This is a genomic window from Rhodococcus sp. NPDC078407 (assembly GCF_044542515.1).
Classification (GTDB): Bacteria; Actinomycetota; Actinomycetes; order Mycobacteriales; family Mycobacteriaceae; genus Rhodococcoides.
In genome coordinates this window covers 358,535-378,974 of sequence record NZ_JBITUQ010000003.1, presented here as the reverse complement: position 1 = coordinate 378,974, position 20,440 = coordinate 358,535, and the positions used below count along the sequence as shown (strand labels likewise).

Annotated in this window: 19 protein-coding genes, 1 tRNA gene and 1 rRNA gene; 19 read left to right on the top strand and 2 right to left on the bottom strand. The window is 64.1% G+C overall.

The annotated features are described in order from the left end of the window. The 19 genes from rrf to ACIGGF_RS05815 all read left to right on the top strand — a co-directional run. A 5S ribosomal RNA gene (gene rrf / locus ACIGGF_RS05905) occupies positions 1 to 93 on the top strand; the annotation flags it as partial. Between the two features lie 73 nt (positions 94 to 166). Further along, entirely contained in the window at positions 167 to 1,048 is an 882-nt protein-coding gene (locus ACIGGF_RS05900) for a hypothetical protein (RefSeq protein WP_397520429.1), read from the top strand. After that, positions 1,045 to 2,034: an HAD-IIA family hydrolase gene (locus ACIGGF_RS05895; RefSeq protein ID WP_397520428.1), complete on the top strand. Its 990-nt coding sequence runs from the start codon at positions 1,045 to 1,047 to the stop codon at positions 2,032 to 2,034. Before ACIGGF_RS05900 ends, ACIGGF_RS05895 begins: the two co-directional genes overlap by 4 nt. 63 nt (positions 2,035 to 2,097) lie before the next feature. Then, on the top strand, positions 2,098 to 2,358 hold the full coding sequence (locus ACIGGF_RS05890) for a hypothetical protein (protein ID WP_397520427.1): 261 nt from the start codon (positions 2,098 to 2,100) through the stop codon (positions 2,356 to 2,358). A 1-nt stretch (position 2,359) separates the two neighbouring features. Continuing rightward, on the top strand, positions 2,360 to 3,181 hold the full coding sequence (locus ACIGGF_RS05885) for a TlyA family RNA methyltransferase (protein ID WP_397520426.1): 822 nt from the start codon (positions 2,360 to 2,362) through the stop codon (positions 3,179 to 3,181). Further along, the gene (locus ACIGGF_RS05880) at positions 3,178 to 4,143 is read left to right on the top strand and encodes an NAD kinase (protein ID WP_397520425.1); all 966 of its coding nucleotides are present in this window, start codon (positions 3,178 to 3,180) and stop codon (positions 4,141 to 4,143) included. The genes ACIGGF_RS05885 and ACIGGF_RS05880 overlap by 4 nt, the downstream gene beginning before the upstream one ends. Positions 4,144 to 4,145: 2 nt before the next feature. Beyond that, entirely contained in the window at positions 4,146 to 5,915 is a 1,770-nt protein-coding gene (gene recN, locus ACIGGF_RS05875) for a DNA repair protein RecN (RefSeq protein WP_397520424.1), read from the top strand. Positions 5,916 to 5,999: 84 nt separating this feature from the next. After that, positions 6,000 to 7,184, top strand: a complete 1,185-nt coding sequence (gene steA, locus ACIGGF_RS05870) for a putative cytokinetic ring protein SteA (RefSeq protein WP_397520423.1) — start codon at positions 6,000 to 6,002, stop codon at positions 7,182 to 7,184. After that, positions 7,181 to 8,128, top strand: coding sequence for a copper transporter (locus ACIGGF_RS05865; protein WP_397520422.1), 948 nt, complete (start codon positions 7,181 to 7,183; stop codon positions 8,126 to 8,128). Before steA ends, ACIGGF_RS05865 begins: the two co-directional genes overlap by 4 nt. Positions 8,129 to 8,280: 152 nt before the next feature. Then, positions 8,281 to 10,014 carry a CTP synthase gene (locus ACIGGF_RS05860; protein WP_397520421.1) on the top strand — a complete coding sequence of 578 codons (1,734 nt, stop codon included), beginning with the start codon at positions 8,281 to 8,283 and terminating at the stop codon, positions 10,012 to 10,014. After that, positions 10,011 to 10,643, top strand: coding sequence for an NUDIX domain-containing protein (locus ACIGGF_RS05855; protein WP_397520420.1), 633 nt, complete (start codon positions 10,011 to 10,013; stop codon positions 10,641 to 10,643). The genes ACIGGF_RS05860 and ACIGGF_RS05855 overlap by 4 nt, the downstream gene beginning before the upstream one ends. 5 nt (positions 10,644 to 10,648) lie before the next feature. Next, positions 10,649 to 11,563 carry a site-specific tyrosine recombinase XerD gene (xerD, locus tag ACIGGF_RS05850; protein WP_397520419.1) on the top strand — a complete coding sequence of 305 codons (915 nt, stop codon included), beginning with the start codon at positions 10,649 to 10,651 and terminating at the stop codon, positions 11,561 to 11,563. Positions 11,564 to 11,784: 221 nt separating this feature from the next. After that, positions 11,785 to 12,636, top strand: a complete 852-nt coding sequence (locus ACIGGF_RS05845) for a ParA family protein (RefSeq protein ID WP_397520418.1) — start codon at positions 11,785 to 11,787, stop codon at positions 12,634 to 12,636. Continuing rightward, complete coding sequence (locus ACIGGF_RS05840; protein WP_397520417.1) at positions 12,633 to 13,469, top strand: segregation and condensation protein A; 837 nt, start codon at positions 12,633 to 12,635, stop codon at positions 13,467 to 13,469. The genes ACIGGF_RS05845 and ACIGGF_RS05840 overlap by 4 nt, the downstream gene beginning before the upstream one ends. After that, entirely contained in the window at positions 13,466 to 14,149 is a 684-nt protein-coding gene (gene scpB, locus ACIGGF_RS05835; RefSeq protein ID WP_397520416.1) for an SMC-Scp complex subunit ScpB, read from the top strand. Before ACIGGF_RS05840 ends, scpB begins: the two co-directional genes overlap by 4 nt. 12 nt (positions 14,150 to 14,161) lie before the next feature. Continuing rightward, positions 14,162 to 15,328, top strand: a complete 1,167-nt coding sequence (locus tag ACIGGF_RS05830; protein ID WP_397520415.1) for a pseudouridine synthase — start codon at positions 14,162 to 14,164, stop codon at positions 15,326 to 15,328. Then, positions 15,328 to 16,011, top strand: a complete 684-nt coding sequence (cmk, locus tag ACIGGF_RS05825) for a (d)CMP kinase (protein ID WP_397520414.1) — start codon at positions 15,328 to 15,330, stop codon at positions 16,009 to 16,011. Before ACIGGF_RS05830 ends, cmk begins: the two co-directional genes overlap by 1 nt. After that, the gene (gene der / locus ACIGGF_RS05820) at positions 16,008 to 17,456 is read left to right on the top strand and encodes a ribosome biogenesis GTPase Der (RefSeq protein ID WP_397520413.1); all 1,449 of its coding nucleotides are present in this window, start codon (positions 16,008 to 16,010) and stop codon (positions 17,454 to 17,456) included. Before cmk ends, der begins: the two co-directional genes overlap by 4 nt. Before the next feature lie 85 nt (positions 17,457 to 17,541). Continuing rightward, positions 17,542 to 17,615 (top strand) — tRNA-Pro (locus ACIGGF_RS05815). Between the two features lie 339 nt (positions 17,616 to 17,954). On the opposite strand, the gene ACIGGF_RS05810 is transcribed toward ACIGGF_RS05815, so the two are convergent. Together ACIGGF_RS05810 and ACIGGF_RS05805 are read right to left on the bottom strand one after the other, a co-directional pair. Beyond that, positions 17,955 to 18,878 (bottom strand): DUF1942 domain-containing protein, encoded by a 924-nt coding sequence (locus tag ACIGGF_RS05810; RefSeq protein WP_397520412.1) that lies wholly within the window; start codon positions 18,876 to 18,878, stop codon positions 17,955 to 17,957. A gap of 1,032 nt (positions 18,879 to 19,910) precedes the next feature. Further along, positions 19,911 to 20,261: a VOC family protein gene (locus ACIGGF_RS05805; protein ID WP_397520411.1), complete on the bottom strand. Its 351-nt coding sequence runs from the start codon at positions 20,259 to 20,261 to the stop codon at positions 19,911 to 19,913. Between the last annotated feature and the right edge of the window lie 179 nt (positions 20,262 to 20,440).

Genomic DNA, 20,440 nt, shown 5'->3' with positions numbered 1-20,440 from the left:
ACGCCCGGTCCCATTCCGAACCCGGAAGCTAAGCCCTCCAGCGCCGATGGTACTGCACTCGACAGGGTGTGGGAGAGTAGGACACCGCCGAACACCCGTTGTAAGAAGGGGACCCACTTGGTGGGTCCCCTTTTTGCGTTTGTACCCGAAAGTCGAAAGGACGCCCGTGTCGGAAGACAACAACGATCGTCGCCCCTACCGAGGGGATGGCGGCAACCGCCCGAGCGAAGCCAGAGACCGCAATCCACGCGCTCAGGACCGCCGCGGCGACCCGCGTCGATCGGACGGCCCACCTCGAAGGCGTGGTGGAGAGGGTGGTTTTTCAGGAGACCGGCGCGGAAACAGCGCACCCTCCGATCGTCGACCGCCGCGTCCCGAAGAGCCTGATCTGCCCGACGAGGTCGAGGCCGGACAACTGGAGCCGGCTGTTCGCCGAGATCTGTTGAGCCTGGACAAGAACAATGCGACTGCGGTGGCTCGGCACCTGGTGATGACCAGCAGGTTGCTCGATGACGATCCGCAGCTGGCACTGCTGCATGCGCGTGCCGCTCGTCAACGCGCCGGCCGGATCGCCGTCGTGCGTGAGACCGCAGGTATCGCCGCTTACCACGCCGGTGAATGGGCCGAAGCCCTGTCCGAACTCCGTGCTGCCCGTCGGATGGCGGGTGGTCCGGGCCTGATCGCCGTCATGGCCGACTGCGAGCGCGGACTCGGGCGTCCCGAGCGAGCCATCGAACTCGGTCGCAGCGACGAGGCTCGGGAGTTGAGCGGCGAAGAAGCGTCGGAACTTCGGATCGTCGTGGCCGGTGCACGCATGGATCTCAACCAGTACGACCAGGCCGTGGTCACCCTGCAGACCTCGGATCTCGACGCATCACGGTCCGGAACCGCGGCGGCTCGTCTGTTCTACGTCTATGCCGATGCATTGGTTGCGGCTGGTCGCGTCGACGAAGGTGTGAAGTGGTTCCTCAACGCTGCGGCGGCCGACGTCGAGGGTGAGACCAACGCGGAAGAGCGGGTCGAGGAGCTGTCCGGAGGCAGCCAGTGACGTTGCTGCGCGACGCCCACGACGTTCTGTTGCTCGACCTCGACGGCACCGTCTACGCCGGAAAGAATCCGATTCCAGGTGCTGTCGAGGCGTTGTCGGGCGGCAACGAGAAGCAGTACTTCGTCACCAACAACGCCAGCCGTGCGCCCAGCGATGTCGCTGAACATCTTCGGGAACTGGGCTTCGACACGTCAGCGGAGTTCGTTGTCACCAGCTCGGAAGCCGCTGCTCGGGTATTGGCAGGCAAACTGGAACCCGGGTCACGGGTGTTGGTCGTCGGAACGGACGCTTTGGCCGCCGAGATCCACAAGGTGGGATTGAGGCCGGTGCGCTCTGCCGACGACGAGCCGGTGGCAGTGGTTCAGGGGCACTCCGTCGACACCGGGTGGCCGATATTGGCGGAAGCGGTGTTGGCGGTTCGGTCCGGAGCCCTGTGGGTGGCGACCAACATCGACGCGACGTTGCCGACCGAGCGCGGGCTGGTCCTCGGCAACGGCTCGATGGTGGCAGCAGTACGGAACGCCACGGGCGTCGAGCCGCTGGTTGCGGGGAAGCCTGCAGCTCCGATCATGCGCGATGCCGTCGAGCGAAGTGGAGCCCGATCTGCATTGGTCGTCGGAGACCGACTCGATACCGATATCGCCGGGGCGAACGAAGCTGCCCTCCCGTCGCTGCTGGTCTTGACGGGCGTCAGCACCGCTCCCGAGTTGCTTCGGGCTGCCGAACATCTGCGCCCCACACACATCGGTCCCGATCTGGGGGTGCTCAATCAAGAAGAGTCCGTGTCGACAGTCGGTAGGAAGGACGGCTGGACAATCGGCATCGAAGACCGAATTCTGTCCGTGAGGTTCGACGGTGCCGCTGAGGTCGACGCGTTCCAAGGCCTGCTGGCAGTCCTCGACATCGCGTGGTCGGGTGCGGAGTTCGTCGATCTACGTTTCGATGGGGAAGGCCTGGCGGATCTGCGCTCGCTCCTGGCGTGCTGACGCCGGTGTGTACAGCGGCCGCGAGCGGGCGTTCGTCGGACCCATCCGATAGCGTGGGAGGCGATGAGCGCGTCGATTCCACTCCCAGGACAACACCGGCCCAGCGGAGCCGGCGAAGAGCCGTCCGCAGATCCGGACAGCATCAGAGTCGAGGTGTCGTCGCTGCTCGGTCAGCTCAGCATCGGGTCGGAGCCCGAGCTCGATGCTGAGCCCGCGCTCGGTTCGGAGGCCGTCGACTCGGACGCGTTGGCACGTGACGCGGAAGTGCTGGACCGGGCCCACGAAGTGTTGGTTCGGGCTTTGACCACCGTCGACAAGACCTGACGTGGCCCGTCGTGCACGTGTCGACGCAGAACTGGTTCGCCGAGGACTGGCCAGGTCCCGCGAACATGCTTCCGAACTGATCGACGCAGGTCGAGTGAAGATTGCCGGAACAGTTGCGTCCAAACCGGCAACTGCAGTCGAGCCGGGTACCCCACTTCTGGTCGCAGAGGAAGACAACGAAGTCAGCTGGGCTTCCCGTGGCGCCCACAAACTACTCGGTGCTCTCGATGCTTTGGAGCCTCTCGGTTTGACGGTCGAACGTGCTCGATGCCTGGATGCCGGTGCGTCGACCGGCGGGTTCACCGACGTTCTCCTGAGTCGGGGAGTACGCGAGGTGGTCGCTGTCGATGTTGGATACGGCCAGCTGGTGTGGCGATTGCAGTCCGACGACCGGGTGCACGTCATCGACCGAACCAACGTGCGGTCGATCGATGCCGAGACCATCGGTGGCCCCGTCGATGTCATCGTCGCCGATCTGTCGTTCATCTCGCTGAAACTGGTTCTTCCTGCTTTCGTTGCGTGCTCGAAGCCGGGCACCGACATGGTGCTGATGGTCAAACCACAGTTCGAGGTCGGCAAAGATCGCGTCGGTTCCGGCGGTGTGGTGCGAGATTCCACGCTGCGGGCCGAGGCAGTCGAGGATGTGGCGAATGCGGCGGTCGGCCTGAATCTGTCTGTTCGCGCGGTAGCGGCAAGCCCGCTGCCGGGGCCGTCGGGCAACGTCGAGTACTTTTTGTGGCTGAGGGCTGGTGCAGGCGATGAATCGCCGACGGCCGACATCACAGAACTCGTCCGGCTTGCCATCGAGGAAGGACCACAGTGACTCCGTCCCATGCGGCACCGGAATTGGAGTCGGCTCGAGAGATTCTTCTCGTCGCCCATCCTGGTCGACCGGACATCGCCGAGACGGCGCGTCGAGTGGGCAAAGTGTTCGACGAAGCAGGGATCTGCCTGCGCGTGTTGGTGGACGAGGTGGAGCCCTCGAAGATCGAAGCGTCCGATTCGGAAGAGCACGACCACGTGTTCGTCGCAGACATGCGGCTCAACGTCGTCGAATTCGGCCCTGACGCGGCGGTCGGTTGTGAAATGGTCCTGGTTTTGGGCGGTGACGGAACCTTCCTACGCGCAGCCGAACTCGCGCAGGCAGCGTCGATCCCCGTGCTCGGCATCAACCTCGGTCACGTCGGATTTCTCGCCGAGGCCGAAGCAGACCATCTCGAAGATGCCCTGGCCCGAGTGGTCGCCGGTGAGTACCGGATAGAGCAGCGCATGACCTTGGACATCGCGATTCGCGTCGGAGATCAGGTGGTCGATCGTGGTTGGGCACTGAACGAGGCGAGTATCGAGAACGGGTCTCGGCTGGGAGTGCTCGAGGTCGTCCTCGAAGTCGATGGTCGGCCGGTATCCGCATTCGGTTGCGACGGTGTTCTGATTTCCACACCGACGGGTTCGACTGCCTACGCGTTCTCGGCCGGTGGACCGGTGGTGTGGCCGGAACTCGAAGCGATACTGGTCATTCCGAGCAACGCTCACGCTCTGTTCGCGCGTCCTCTGGTCACCAGCCCGGAATCGATCGTGGCGGTCGAGATCGACGCGGGCGGCCACGCGGGGTTCGTATTCTGTGACGGCCGGCGCACATTGAGCCTTCCTGCCGGCGCTCGGGTCGAGGTGGTGCGGGGTGCCTCACCGATCAAGTGGGTTCGACTCGACTCGGCACCGTTCGCCGATCGCATGGTCAAGAAATTCGAACTGCCCGTAACCGGGTGGCGGGGGAGAGCGAGGTAGGCATGCTCGAAGAAATTCGGATCGACAGCCTCGGAGTGATCTCCGGAGCCAGCGCACAATTCCACGAGGGTCTGACCGTGCTCACCGGCGAGACCGGTGCCGGCAAGACCATGGTGGTCACCAGCCTGCACCTGTTGTCCGGTGCCCGCGCCGACGCAGGCCGGGTTCGACTCGGCGCGCAGCGTGCTGTGGTCGAGGGGCGGTTCAGCACCGATACCGCGTCGGAGCAGGTGATCGACGACGTCGACAAGGTGCTCGAGTCGTCGGGAGGGCAACGCGACGAGGACAATTCGATCATTGCTGTCCGAACGGTCAATTCCGACGGTCGCTCGCGCGCGCATCTCGGCGGACGCAGCGTGCCGGCCTCTGTGCTGTCGAACTTCACGGATTCGTTGTTGACGGTGCACGGCCAGAACGACCAGTTGAGGTTGCTACGCCCCGATCAGCAACTCGGCGCCCTCGACAGATTTGCCGGTGACCCGGTGGCATCGCTGCTCGCGAAGTACCGCGTCGCGCGCAAGACGTGGCTCGACGCACGCAACGAATTGATCGACCGCACCGAACGCAGCCGGGAACTGGCTCAGGAGGCCGACCGACTGCAGTTCGGGCTTCAAGAAATCGATGCGCTGGCTCCGGAACCGGGGGAGGACCGCGCCGTCGCCGAGGACGTGCGCCGGCTCGGCGACTTGGACTCACTCCGCGAAACCGCCGAGGGAGCGTCGGCCGCGCTGGTGGGAAGCACCGAGGAGGCGTCGGACACCACGTCCGCGCTGTATCTGTTGGGCGAGGCGCGATCACGCCTCGAACATGCCGACGATGCGGCGCTCACCGAGCTGCTACCGCGACTGAACGACGCGATGGCCATCGTCGGAGATATCGGCGCAGACCTCACCTCGTATCTGACAGATCTGCCGTCGGATCCGGGCGCACTCGACTCGATCCTGAATCGGCAGGCCGAGCTGAAGTCGTTGACACGCAAGTACGCCGCCGATGTCGACGGTGTCATCGCGTGGGCGGAGGATGCCCGCGAGCGCCTCTCGCGCATCGACACCTCCGCCGATGCGCTCGCCGAGCTCAGCGCCCAGGTCGACGCTGCTGCGGTCGACGTCGCGGCAGCCGCATCGAAGCTCAGTGCGGCGCGCGCGAAGGCGACCGTCAAACTTTCCAAGGCGGTCAGTGTCGAGCTGGCCGGCCTGGCGATGGGAAAAGCCAAGCTGCAGATCGACGTTCGCGCACTTTCTGCCGGGCCTTCGGATTCGGCTCCGATTCTCGTCGACGGTGCCGAACTGCATGCAGGCAGCAATGGTGTCGACGAGGTCGAGTTTCGTCTGTCCGCGCACGACGGTGCCCAGGCGCTTCCGATCAGCAAGAGTGCGTCGGGTGGTGAGCTGTCGCGGGTGATGTTGGCGCTCGAGGTGGTGCTGGCGGGCTCGGACAAGGGCGCAACGATGGTCTTCGACGAGGTCGACGCCGGAGTGGGTGGTCGCGCGGCCGTCGAGGTAGGGCGTCGACTGGGCCGGTTGGCTCGCACGCACCAGGTCATCGTCGTCACCCACTTGCCGCAGGTCGCAGCGTTTGCCGATACGCACCTGGTGGTCGACAAGACCGATGCGAAGAAAGGTGCGGCGAACAGCGGAGTTCGGACGCTGTCGTCGTCGGAACGCGTCGTCGAGCTCGCGAGAATGCTCGCAGGCCTCGACGACACAGAGACCGGTCGCGCGCATGCCGAGGAGCTGTTGGCCACCGCAAATGCGGATCGAGCCGCCCTGTAACAGTTGGTACTGATGTGATCAGTGTGGTAGTTGTTTCGGCGCGCCTCCATCGCCGGGCGTGTCGCTCGGGTCATCATGGTGTGCATGAAGATGCCGGCACTGCTGTCACGTAGTCAGGATTCGCTGCCCGGAATCACCGGAATCGCGCGAGTCGATCGCAACACTGCCAAGCTGCTCAAACGGGTCGGCCCCGGGGACATCGTCGTGCTCGACGAGCTCGATCTGGACCGGTTGACCGCAGATGCCCTCGTCGAGGCGGGGGTGCTCGCTGTCGTCAACGCGTCGCCGTCGATCTCCGGGCGGTATCCCAATCTCGGGCCCGAGGCCATCGTGGCCAATGGGATCACCTTGATCGACTCGGCCGGCACCGAGATCTTCAAGAAGATCAAGGACGGAACCAAGGTTCGGCTCAACGACGGTGGTGTCTACACCGGTGATCGCCGCCTCGCCAAAGGCGACGAACAGAGTGAAGCCGAGATATCGGACAAGATGATCGAGGCCAAGACCGGGCTGGTCGATCATCTGGAAGCGTTCTCCGGCAACACGATCGAGTTCATCCGTACCGAGAGCCCACTGCTCATCGACGGCGTCGGCGTTCCGGACATCGATATCGATCTTCAGGGCCGTCATGTGGTGATCGTGGCCGACGGGCCCGGCCATGCCGAGGATCTGAAGAATCTCAAACCGTTCATCAAGGAGTACTCACCCGTCATCATCGGCGTCGGGGCAGGTGCCGACACCGCGATGAAGGCTGGTCACAAGCCCGATCTCATTGTCGGCGACCCGGAGGACGTCACCGCTCAGACCCTCAAATGTGGTGCAGAGGTGGTTCTTCCGGCCGATTCCGACGGTCACGCGCAAGGTCTCGAACGTATCCAGGATCTCGGCATCGGTGCCATGACGTTCCCGGCCACCGGAGCCGCTGCGGATCTTGCTCTGCTGCTGGCCGATCACCACGGTGCCTCGCTGATCGTCTCGGTGGGTAGCCCGGCGAGCCTGGACGAGTTCTTCGATCGCGGTCGACGTAACACCAATCCGGCCGCATTCATGACGCGGCTCAAGGTCGGTGCCAAGCTCGTCGACGCCAAAGCCGTTGCCACGCTGTACCGAAGCCGCGTGTCCGGTGGTGCGATCGCCCTCCTGATTCTCGCTGCCCTCGTCGCTGTCATCGTGGCACTGGCAGTGTCCAACATCGGTGGTGAATCGTTGGATTGGGCAGTCGATCTGTGGAACCGGTTCGCACTGTGGGTCCAGGGGTTGCTTCCGTGATTTCGCTTCGCCAACATGCCATTTCACTGGCTGCGGTGTTCGTGGCACTGGCCATCGGCATCGTGCTCGGTTCGGGTCTGCTGTCGAGCGGACTGGTCTCCGGCCTACGCGACGACAAGACCGGTCTCGAAACGCAGGTGGACGATCTGCAGGCGACCAACAATCAGCTCGGCGAGCAGCTGAACTCTGCCGACGGTTTCGATGCCGCGGTAGCGGGACGGGTTCTGCAAGATGTGTTGATCGATCGTTCCGTCGTGGTCATCACCACCCCGGATGCCGATCCCGGTGACGTCGACGGAGTCACGCAGTCGATCGGAGCGTCGGGTGCCACGGTCACCGGCCGGGTCTCATTGACCGATTCCTTCGTCTCCGCCGCAAACGGGGACGATCTGCGTACCCGCCTGACCAACGTGATTCCCGCCGGCGTGCAACTGCGCACCGGCGCGGTGGACCAGGGCAGCCTGGCCGGAGACCTGCTGGGTTCGGTGTTGCTGCTCGACGCACAGACAGCCCAACCGCAGTCGACTCCCGAGGAGCTCTCTCTGGCGCTCGAGACACTCCGCAGCGGCGGGTTCATCGCGTACGACAACGGTGCCGTCGCACCCGCTCAGCTGGCAGTGGTCGTCACCGGTTCCGGCACTTCGGACGCCGAGGACGGCAATCGTGGTGCCATCGTCGCACGGTTCGCGGGCGCTCTCGATTCGCGCGGCGCAGGTGCAGTACTGGCCGGCCGATCCGGTGCCGCCGAGGGCAACGGTGCCATCGCCGTCGTGCGTGCCGATTCGGCTCTGTCGTCTTCACTGAGCACGGTCGACAACGTCGACCGTGAATCCGGTCGCATCACGACTGTTCTCGCCCTCGTGGAACAGCTGGACGGTGCGTCGGGTCGGTACGGCACCGGACCGAATGCGAATGCCGTGACAGTGGGGGCACCCGCGAACTGATCGGTGCGAAGGAACGAGCGTGTCGTTGGCGGTGAGGTACGTACTGGTGTTACCGTGAAGTCCCGTGGGTAGCAGGCCCAATTTCCACGCTGTACCTCTCTTATCAGCCCCCTGGTAGGAGCAAGCCCTGCAGACTCGTCACGGGAGCCTCATTGTCACGCCTTCAGTCGCGTTCCGACACCAAGCACATCTTCGTCAGCGGAGGCGTCGCGTCTTCGCTCGGAAAAGGTCTGACGGCATCGAGCCTCGGCCAGCTACTGACCGCACGCGGACTTCGCGTGACCATGCAGAAGCTCGATCCTTACCTGAACGTCGATCCCGGCACGATGAACCCGTTTCAGCACGGTGAGGTCTTCGTCACCGAGGACGGTTCGGAAACGGATCTCGATGTCGGCCATTACGAGCGATTCCTCGACCGAGATCTGTCCGGGTTCGCCAATGTCACCACCGGTCAGGTCTACTCGACGGTCATCGCCAAAGAGCGTCGCGGCGAATATCTGGGCGATACCGTCCAGGTCATTCCGCACATCACCGACGAGATCAAGCGTCGCATCTTGGCGATGAACGGCCCTGATCTGCAGGGCCATCAGCCGGACGTGGTGATCACCGAAATCGGCGGCACCGTAGGCGATATCGAGTCGCAGCCGTTCCTCGAGGCAGCGCGTCAGGTGCGCCACGACGTCGGTCGCAACAACGTGTTCTTTCTGCACGTGTCGTTGGTTCCGTTCCTGGCCCCGTCCGGTGAACTCAAGACCAAGCCCACCCAGCACTCCGTCGCGGCACTGCGCAGCATCGGCATCCAGCCCGATGCTTTGATCCTGCGGTGCGATCGCGACGTACCGCCGGGGCTGAAGAACAAGATCGCGCTGATGTGCGACGTGGACGTGGACGGTTGCATCTCCACTCCCGACGCTCCGTCGATCTACGACATTCCCAAGGTGCTGCACAAGGAGGGGCTGGACGCCTATGTCGTCCGCCAGCTCGGTCTGCCGTTCCGCGACGTGGATTGGACCATCTGGGGCGGACTGCTCGAGCGCGTCCACCAGCCACGCGAAACCGTGCGTGTCGGATTGGTCGGCAAATATGTGGACCTACCCGACGCGTACCTGTCGGTCACCGAGGCGCTGCGTGCGGGTGGTTTCGCCCACCGCGCCAAGGTCGAGATCAAGTGGGTCCCTTCGGACGAGTGTCAGACTCCTGCGGGGGCGCAGGCGGCACTCGGTGATGTGGACGCAGTGCTCATTCCCGGTGGTTTCGGCATTCGCGGTATCGAAGGCAAACTCGGTGCCATCGAATTCGCTCGTACCCGCAAGATTCCGTTGCTGGGTCTCTGCCTCGGATTGCAGTGCATCGTCATCGAAGCGGCGCGCTCGGTCGGACTGACCGATGCCAATTCGGCCGAGTTCGACCCGGACACCAAGGATCCAGTTATTTCCACGATGGCAAATCAGGAAGATGCCGTCGCGGGTGACGCGGATCTGGGTGGCACGATGCGCCTCGGTGCGTATCCCGCAATTCTGCAGAAGGGTTCGGTCGTCGCGGCGTCGTACGGCACGGAGAACGTCTCGGAGCGGCACCGTCACCGCTACGAGGTCAACAACGTCTACCGTGATCGAATCGCCAAGAGCGGCTTGGTCTTCAGCGGTACGTCTCCGGACGGGCACCTGGTCGAGTTCGTGGAGTTGCCGGCGTCCGTGCATCCCTTCTTCGTCGCGACCCAGGCGCATCCCGAGCTCAAGAGTCGACCGACTCGCCCGCACCCGTTGTTCGCATCGCTGATCAACGCGGCCCTGAAGTACAAGGCCGCCGAGCGGCTGCCGGTCGACGTACACGGTGACACCGTGCAAACAGAGGATTCGGACGCCGCCGCCGAGACTGTCGGATGAGCGAGTCCCGGCACGAGTTCACCACCCTCGACTCGTCGGTGCCGTACTCCGGTGCGATTCTCGCATTGCGTCTCGATCAGGTTGCGATGCCGAACGGGCGTCGCGCCGAGCGAGAGGTGATCGAGCATCACGGTGCGGTCGGGATTCTGGCCGTCGACGATCAGGACCGAGTGGCGATGATCGAGCAGTACCGGCACCCTGTCGGACGCCGTCTCTGGGAGCTGCCCGCGGGTCTGCTGGACGAGCCGGGGGAGCAGCCCGTGTCGGCGGCGCAGCGCGAGCTGGCCGAGGAAACCGGTTTGGCCGCCGGAAAGTGGTCGGTGTTGGTGGATGTGCTCGCGTCGCCCGGTTTCACCGACGAAGCGGTTCGCATCTTTCTCGCCGAGGAGCTGACTCAGGTCGATAGGCCGGAGGCACACGACGAAGAGGCGGACATCGAGTTGTCCTTCGTGCCGATGGACGAGGCCGTGCGTCGTGCGCTGTCGGGTGAGATCGTCAACGCCTCGGCCGTATCGGGAGTGCTCGCGCTGGCGGCCGCTCGCGCCACAGGAGCCGAGTTGCGTCCGGCCGACGCCCCTTGGTCGGATCGACCCACGGCATTCGAGTCTCGGAAGAGTTCACGAAAGTAGCCACCGTGATCGGCGATCAGATTTCGACGTATCTCGATCACCTGGTGGTCGAGCGTGGTTCGGCACCGAACACGGTGTCGTCGTACCGTCGCGATCTGGTGCGGTACGAGCGTTTCCTCAGCGGGTACGGAATCAGCGATCTGGTGAAGGTCAACGAAAGCGACATCGCTGAGTTCCTGCTCTACCTTCGCCGCGGCGACGATGAATTCCCCGCTCTCGCAGCCAGTTCGGCGGCTCGGACTCTGATCGCGGTACGCGGTCTACACCGTTTCGCTCTGGCCGAGGGCATGGTCGAACGCAACGTGGCAAGTGAAGTGAAGCCGCCGCAGCCGGCCAAGCGACTGCCGAAGTCGCTCCCCGTCGACCAAGTCGTTGCGCTGCTCGAATCGGCGTCGGTCGCCGGTCCCGATGCGCCGCGTGGTCTGCGAGACCGGGCATTGCTCGAATTGCTGTACTCCACCGGTGCTCGAATATCCGAAGCCATCGGTCTGGACGTCGACGACATCGACACCGAGGCCCGGTCGGTGCTGCTGCGGGGCAAGGGCGGCAAGCATCGCATCGTGCCGGTGGGCCGGCCCGCGATCGAGGCGGTCGACGCGTACCTGGTGCGCGGGCGGCCGGGGCTCGTCGCGCGATCGAATCCTGCGCTGTTTCTCAACGTGCGCGGTGGCAGACTGTCTCGGCAGAGCGCCTGGCAGGTGTTGCAGGACTCCGCGCAACGGGCCGGAATCACAGCGGGTGTCTCGCCGCACGTCCTTCGCCATTCGTTCGCCACGCACCTGCTGGACGGCGGTGCCGACGTCCGCGTGGTCCAGGAACTGTTGGGTCACGCGTCGGTGACCACGACGCAGATCTACACTCTCGTCACCGTCACCACGCTGCGCGAAGTGTGGGCCGGCGCGCATCCTCGGGCGCGGTAGCACGAGGCCGACCGCCACCTGTCAGCGTGTCCGATGACCGTGCCGGTATCGCAAGCGGTAGCGTTTGCGTGAACTACTCGAAGACGAACGGGACAGGGGAGCGCTGGAACGTGTCGACACCGCAGCCGCCAGCGGCGGAGTCAGCCTCGGAGCGTGCGCATCTCGAAGGTGCTCTGTTCCACACACGGCAACCGGAATCCAGTCGTGAGTCGCGCGACATCATGCCCGCTCCCGATGCACTCGGGCCTACAGGTCGAAAGACGAGGCCGGTTCCGGACCCGCAACCGCTCGCCAGTCACGGCCCGGCGAAGATCATCGCGATGTGCAACCAGAAGGGTGGCGTCGGCAAGACGACGTCGACCATCAATCTCGGTGCTTCGCTGGCCGGTTTCGGCCGTCGTGTTCTGCTCGTCGACCTCGACCCGCAGGGCGCACTGTCGGCGGGCTTGGGCGTCGCACATCACGAGCTCGATCTGACCGTTTACAACCTTCTCGTCGAGGCCAAGGTGTCCGCCGACGACATCATCATGCGGACTCGCGTCGAGAACCTCGATCTGATGCCCAGCAACATCGATCTCTCGGCTGCCGAGATCCAACTGGTGACCGAGGTGGGACGGGAGCAGACGCTCGGGCGCGTGCTGCATCCGATCCTCGATCGCTACGACTACGTACTCATCGACTGCCAGCCGTCCCTCGGATTATTGACGGTCAACGCGCTCACGTGCGCCGACGAAGTTCTGATCCCGATGGAGTGCGAGTACTTCAGCCTCCGCGGATTGGCGTTGCTGAACGACACCGTCGAGAAGGTGCGTGATCGCCTCAATCCGCGGTTGAAGCTGGCGGGCATCGTGGTGACGATGTTCGACGCTCGCACACTGCACTCGCGGGAGGTGATGACTCGGGTGGTCGAGGTGTTCGGCGACGTCGTCTACGACACTGTCATCACCCGTACCGTCCGATTCCCGGAAACAAGTGTGGCCGGTGAGCCGATCACCACGTGGGCACCCAAATCCGGCGGCGCACAGGCATATCGCGCTCTGGCGCGCGAGGTGATCTACCGGTCGGGTCCGTGACTGTCGACGCTACCGACGAGGCCCCGATCGAAGTTTCCGCCGACGCGGATCCGTCGAAGTTCAGGGTTCGGCTGCTCAATTTCGAGGGCCCGTTCGACCTGTTGTTGTCGCTGATCAGCCAGCACCGCATGGACGTCACCGAAGTCGCGTTGCACACTGTCACCGACGATTTCATCTCGTTCACCAAGTCGCTCGGTGCTGATGTCGGACTCGACCAGACGACAGAGTTTCTCGTTGTCGCCGCCACGTTGCTCGATCTGAAAGCGGCGCGACTGTTGCCCTCGGGTGACGTCGAGGATGCCGAGGATCTGGCGCTGCTCGAAGTGCGAGACCTCCTGTTCGCGCGGCTGCTGCAATACCGTGCCTACAAACAGGTCGCATTACTGTTCGGTGAGCTGGAAGCAGCTGCGTTGCGGCGTTATCCGCGATCGGTGTCGGTGGAAGACCGGTACGCCGATCTGATCCCGGAAGTATTGCTCGGCGTCGACCCAGCCAGGTTCGCAGACATCGCCGCGGCAGCGTTTCGGCCCAAACCGATTCCGCAGGTGGGGCTCGATCACATTCATCAGCATGCCGTCTCGATTCCCGAGCAAGCCGAGTGGTTGTTGGAGAATCTGCAAGGCCGTGGTTTGAACGAATGGGCGTCGTTCTCGGAGCTGGTGCAGGACTGCGAGGTGCAGGTCGAAATAATCGCGCGATTCCTGGCGTTGCTGGAGCTGTTCCGCCAACAGGTGATCGCGTTCGAACAACCCGAGCCCCTGGGCGACCTTCGAGTGAGCTGGACCGGAAAAGACGACGGGCCCATCGTGGTCACGGAAGAGGACTACGCATGAGTGCCGACCCAGAACTCGAGCTGGAGGACATCGACGATTCCGACGAACTCGACGACGCCACCCTCGCGTCGGCGCTCGAGGCGGTTCTGCTGATCGTGGACACCCCCGCTTCGGATGAGCAGCTCGCCTCGGCTGTGGGTGCATCGGTAGCCCGCGTGCGTCGCGCCTTGAACGACATGGCCGCGGCGCTGACCGAACGAACCAGCGGTATCGACCTCCGCTATGCCGGTGACGGGTGGCGTTTCTACACCCGCACCGCCTACGCGCCCTATGTCGAGCGGCTGCTGTTGGACGGCGCTCGGTCGAAGCTCACACGCGCAGCATTGGAAACCCTGGCCGTGATCGCCTATCGTCAACCGTTGACCCGCGCACGAGTCAGCGCCGTACGAGGAGTCAATGTCGATGGAGTGATGCGTACGTTGCTCGCCCGTGGACTGATCTCCGAAGCAGGAACGGACCCGGAGACGACCGGCACGATGTACTGCACCACCGAGCTGTTCCTCGAACGGCTCGGCCTCGCATCACTCGGTGATCTACCCGAACTGGCACCGCTGTTGCCGGGAGTGGACCTGATCGACGAGATCAGTGACAGCATGGACACCGACCCCAGAACGACCCGCTCCACCAAGAACCGCGGATCGAAACCCGATCCGGCAGCCGAGCTCGACTCGGACGACTGATAGGTAAGACAAGTGAACAAGCCCGCTCGCCGTGATGGCACACCGGACCGTAACAAGAGACAAGACCCACGCAGGAAGCCGACCGCAGGTAGGTCGGACACCCCGCGTGACGCGCGCCGCGGAGATCGCACCCGCGACGCCGCACCTCGCGACGGCGCTCCCCGCGCTGGAGCTCCCCGCACCGGCGGACCTCGCGCTGGTGCACCCCGAACCGGCGGTCGCCCGACCCCGCGCAAGGGCGTCGAGCAGGGGGAATCGTTCGATCACAAGCCCGCCGACACGGGCATCAACGACCGCAGTAACGACTCGGTTCCCCGCAAGAAGCCCTCGCGCCCCAAGCCGCCGAAGCCGCAGAAGAAGCGGGTTCCGTCGACCACGATCAGCAACGCGAAGCCGGCGAAGCATCAGCACACCGATTCCTCGCCGCGTAAGCACGTGCCGGTGGGAGAGGGCATCCGTCTGCAGAAGGTGCTCGCGCAGGCCGGTGTGGCGTCGCGGCGCGCAGCGGAGGAACTGATCGCTGACGGCCGCGTCGAGGTCGACGGACGCATCGTCACCGAACAGGGCATCCGTATCGATCCGAACATCGCGGTGGTCCGCGTCGACGGCACCCGTGTCGTGGTGAAGGAAGAGCTCGTTCATCTCGCGATGAACAAGCCGCGTGGATGGCAGTGCACGATGTCCGACGATCTCGGACGCCCGTGCGTCGGCGACATCGTTTCCGAGCGCGTCCAAGCGGGGCAGCGACTATTCCACGTCGGACGCCTCGATGCCGACACCGAGGGGTTGTTGCTCTTCACCAACGACGGTGACCTTGCTCACCGCCTGATGCATCCGTCGTTCGAGGTCTCCAAGACATACCTGGCAACCCTGTTCGGCACCATTCCCCGCACGCTCGGCAAGCAGCTGCGCGAAGGCGTCACCCTCGACGACGGCCCGGTGAAGGTCGACGGTTTCCAACTGCTCGACATCTCGGATGGGAAGTCGCTCGTCAAGGTGACCCTGCACGAGGGCCGCAAGCACATCGTGCGCCGGTTGTTCGACAAGGTCGGATTCCCGGTCGGACGCCTCGTGCGTACCGATGTCGGCAACATCGTGCTCGGCGATCAGCGTCCCGGAACACTGCGTGTTCTCGGCCGCGGCGAGATCGGCAAGCTCTACGAATCCGTAGGCCTGTGATGAGTGCGCTCGTCGTGGCGATGGACGGGCCGTCGGGCACCGGCAAGTCGTCGGTATCGCGTCGCCTCGCGTCGCTACTCGGCGCCAGCTACCTCGACACCGGTGCGATGTACCGCGTCGCGACGGTGTGGGTGCTGCGCTCGGGCGTCGAACCCACCGATGCAGACGCAGTGGCGAAAGCTGTTGCTGCCCTTCCCCTCGAGATCGGGAAGGACCCGCTGTCCGAGACCGTTCTGCTCGACGGTGAGGACGTCAGCGTCGAAATCCGCGGAGATGCTGTCACCAAGGCCGTCTCGGCCGTGTCCGCAGTGCCTGCGGTGCGCGAGGTGTTGGTGCAGTTGCAGCGTGACCTTGCGAGCTCGTCGGCGCGAATCGTGGTGGAAGGCAGGGACATCGGTACCGTCGTTCTTCCCGACGCCGATGTGAAGGTGTTCTTGACGGCCTCCCCGGAGGCACGCGCGGAACGCCGCAACAAACAGAACATCGAACAGGGTCGCGGCGACGACTACGAATCCGTGCTCGCGGATGTGCAGCGCCGCGATCACGCAGATTCGACAAGGGCAGTGTCACCGCTTCGTCCCGCCGAGGATTCGGTGATCGTCGATACCAGCGAGCTGGATCTCGACGGCGTGATCGAGCGTTTGCTGCTCGTGGTGAACGACAGAAGTGGAGCAGTGCAGTGAGCGAAGAATTCTTCTCCGGCGCAGCGGAAGCCGCGGGCGACGGTACATGGAGCGACGAAGGCGAATGGGAATTCGTCGACCTCAACGGGGGTGAAGAAGGCGAAGACGCTGTAGCCGTACCGACCCTCGCCGTGGTGGGCCGTCCGAACGTCGGCAAGTCGACGCTCGTCAACCGCATCATCGGTCGACGTGAAGCGGTGGTCGAGGACGTTCCCGGAGTGACCCGCGACCGAGTGTCGTACGAGGCCAACTGGAGTGGGCGACGCTTCCTCGTGCAGGACACCGGCGGTTGGGAGCCCGACGCAAAGGGGCTGCAGCAATCCGTTGCGCGCCAGGCGGAGTTGGCGATGAACACCGCCGACGCGATCCTGCTGGTCGTCGACGCGCGAGTCGGTTCGACGACGACGGACGAGGCTGTGGCGCGCGTGCTGCGTCGGTCGAAGACTCCGGTTCTGTTGGTGGCCAACAAGGTCGACGACGGCCGCACCGAGTCCGAGGTCGCGGCCCTGTGGTCGCTGGGTCTGGGGGAGCCGTTGTCGGTGTCCGCCACCCACGGCCGCGGTACCGGTGATCTGCTCGACCGGGTGCTCGAAGCATTACCCGAAACTCCGCGTGAGGGTATCCCCGGTGGGGGACCCAGGCGTGTCGCTCTGGTCGGCAAGCCGAACGTGGGCAAGTCGTCGCTGATCAACAAGCTCTCGGGTGACGAGCGCTCGGTGGTGCACGATGTTGCCGGCACTACCGTGGACCCCGTCGACTCGTTGGTCGAATTGGGCGGCAAGACATGGCGATTCGTCGACACGGCCGGACTGCGTAAGCGCGTCAGTCATGCCAGTGGTGCCGAGTTCTATGCGTCGCTGCGGACCAAGTCCGCAATCGAGGCCGCCGAGGTCGCAATTCTGCTTCTCGATGCCTCACAGGTGATCTCGGAGCAGGATCTTCGGGTCCTCAGCATGGTCTCCGACGCCGGCCGCGCGCTGGTGTTGGCGTTCAACAAGTGGGATCTGGTGGACGACGACCGTCGTCAGCAGCTCGAGAAGGAGATCGATCGCGATCTTGCTCGGGTGCCGTGGGCGCAGCGCGTGAACATCTCGGCGCACACAGGCCGCGCCGTGCAGAAGCTGGTGCCCGCGCTGGAGACGGCTCTCGAGTCGTGGGACAAGCGCGTCCCCACCGGGCGCTTGAACACGTGGCTCAAGGAGGTCGTGGCGGCCACGCCACCGCCGATGCGTGGCGGACGGCTGCCCCGCATCATGTTCGCGACGCAGGCCAGCACCAGGCCGCCGACGTTCGTGCTGTTCACCACCGGCTTCCTCGAGGCCGGCTACCGTCGCTTCATCGAGCGGCGTCTGCGTGAGGAGTTCAACTTCGACGGCAGCCCCGTGCGCGTCTCGGTGCGTATCCGCGAGAAGCGGGAACGGCCGGGCAAGGGCAACAACCGTTGATGTAGTCCCGAACCGCCCCTGAGCAGGCGATTTCCTGTCAGGGGTGGGGCTGGGGTAATCTCATCAAGCGCCTTTCGAGGCGCGGCGGGCTGTGGCGCAGCTTGGTAGCGCACTTGACTGGGGGTCAAGTGGTCGCAGGTTCAAATCCTGTCAGCCCGACAGGTAGTTGCAGGTCAGAGGCGGTTTCGGAGAAATCTGGAGCCGCCTTTTTCTGTGCGTGCCGCGAGGATGTCACTGGTCGTTTCCTACAGGCCCAGAAACAGAGAATCGTCGGGTCCATGTGGGCCCATTGACGGTCGGGTGTCGGTGTCGGCTGGGCGAATGGACCTGAGTGGATGAAGCCACTTGACTCGGCGAGTTCGCTGTCAAGTAGCTGCGGAGTCCATAGGGGTCTGTGCCGACTTAGAAGCTGCGGGTTGAGACAGTGGGGCTGGCTCGGGTTTCGCTTGGTTCGGCCCCTGTTGACGCGGTGGATGCATCTGCGAGCAGGGTTCAGGTTCAGCACGGGATGATGTAGCTCGGGTCTGTGGTGGTGTCGAGCCACTTTCCGTACGAGTCGCCGCTGGATTCTGTCACCGCGGCGCACACCTCGGATTCGGTAAAGCCGGCGATACGGTAGACGGCATAGATAGGGTTTCCGTCGGTAGTGGCCTGTCGAAGCGACGGACATGCGTTGTCGGTGCGCAGATACTGCGAACCTGGATTGGCGAGGAGTTGCGCGGCGACTTCCTGCGCGTAGCTATTGGGATTGGTGGCTGAATACAGCACGACGATTCCTGTGCCGTCACACGACGGGACTGACATTGCGGAGTCAAGGCCGAGGTCGCCTCTCTCCGAGCCGGTCGATGGCGTAGGTGCGGTCGCTGACGAGGGGGCTGCCAATGGCGCGGATCCTGCTGACTGTCCGACCCACTTCGCCAACTCGTCTCCGAGGGCACCGTTGTAGCGAATGCTTGCAATCGGCGGTCCGGTGACATCGAACGCGACAACTCCTTTGAGGAGGTCGCCCGATGTGACGGTTGCTGTCGATAGTTGCCCGTCGACGGTCCCGAGGGCTGCGTCGTAGGAGGTGCCGTCGGCCGCCCTGGCGGTGAAGTAAAGGGGATTGACGTTTGTGGTCCCTCGGATGCCTTCCAATATGACCGTGATCTGCTGTAGTTCACCGGCGGCGGGGAGGCCGTACTTCGATTCTATTGCAGGGGTGAGGGTTTGGACGGTGATGCGAGTGGTCACGTCGTCGTCGGTGACGTCCTGTGCGGCTCCGATGAGAACCGCCGCATCGGTCGGCGGCGCGGTAGGCACTTCGGTTCTGGTGTTGCTTTCTGCTGTTGGGACGCCGTTGGTGCTGCTGCAGCCTGTCAGCACGAGCGCGGCGATGGCGGGGACAAGGAGCCACGATGCTCCGGTGTACTTGCGCGTCATTGATGCTTCCCGTTTCTGTGTCGATGGACTGCCGATCACATATCTGCGTGCGATGTCGGGCGTTACATCTGAGCACCGGACGGCGTGACAGGTCGGCGATCGAGTTAGTCGAACGTCGCACCGCTGACGCCATGACGCGCATCGCGTTCATAGTCTTTCCGGTCCGATCATCTGCTTCACAGGCGGGTGTGCTGTCTGCACGCGAACAGTGAGTGACGCGTACGGCGATCCGTCGCCGTCAGCGTTTCCTGTCCGCGAGCGGTACCGATCGAAAAGTTTCGATCCGAGGTGTTGAACTTCGTTTGGTTCCTCGGTGGCTTACTCTCCGAGTCCGGCACAGCCTCCATCGGTCCACGATGACCGCACTCAGTCGAGGTCGTCAATCAGCGATGCGGATGCACGACGCTCCATCGCGAAGCTCTGAGACTTCGATGACCGGATGGGAGTGCTGTCGCTCGTGGTGATTGCGTCGTTGCCGGGATTGGGCTTCTGCACCCGGGTACGACCTCGGGGTGCGATTCGGCGCGCATCGGCAGCGCCTGGGTCGAGCTCTTGGACCGCCTAGGTTACGACCGCTACGGAGTCCGAGGCGGCGACATCGGAGCCGCGGTGTCCGGACGTCGCCCGGGCCGCACCCACCAGTGTGATTGGCGTACACGTGAACGGGTCACTCGGAATGCGTGACCGCCTCCGCCGGGGTCGAACAGATCATAAACACCGAATTCGGACTGCAGGAACCGCAGCCTTTGTCGGCTACGCACTGCATTCTGCTCGGGGAGCAGCGAAAGCACGGTCCGGGGTTCCCGCCGCGGCGATCATGTTCGCCCATCACGTCGGGATCCGCCGCTACACCGAAACCGAGAACACCATCACCAGGTGGACCGACGTCATGAACGCGGTGCCACTTCGCAGCCCCAGAACAAGCGAGGATCCCCATCGCCGACATCAAAGAACTCTTCCGACCCCCTCCGCTTGGTACGACGGGAAGCGAGGCGATAGCCCAGGTGAATGCGCAAGCGCGGTGCCCGCTGATCAGCTGGCGGGCGTCACCAGACACCACTCGTTGCCTTCGGGGTCCAGGAGCACCTGAAAGGAGCCGGCAGCATCGGAGAGCCGATCGCCGACCACCGTTGCACCGAGACCAACGGCCTGTTCGACGGCATCGTCTATATTCGGTACGTCGACGTCCAGATGAAGCCGGTTCTTGCCGGACTTGTGCTCCGGAACTCGCTGAAACGCCAGCCGAGTGAATCCGGGGATATCGACGAAATGCCATGAGTCGTCTCTCATTGCAGGCTGCCCGCCGAGTACAAGCGCCCAGAACTGCGCCAGCACAGCCGGCTCCGTGCAGTCGAATACGACCTCGTCGATGCGTCCGATCATGGTGCCATCGTATGCACCTGCCACTCGAGTCACCGACGACACGATCGCCCCGCTGCAACAGTTAAGTCTCTCCGAAGAGTGCCTATTGAGCGGTTGGCTCAAAGATAGTGCAGCACAACACTTACCAAGTTATCGGAGACCCTGCATATCAAGACTGACCATATTGCTCAGCGTCTCGC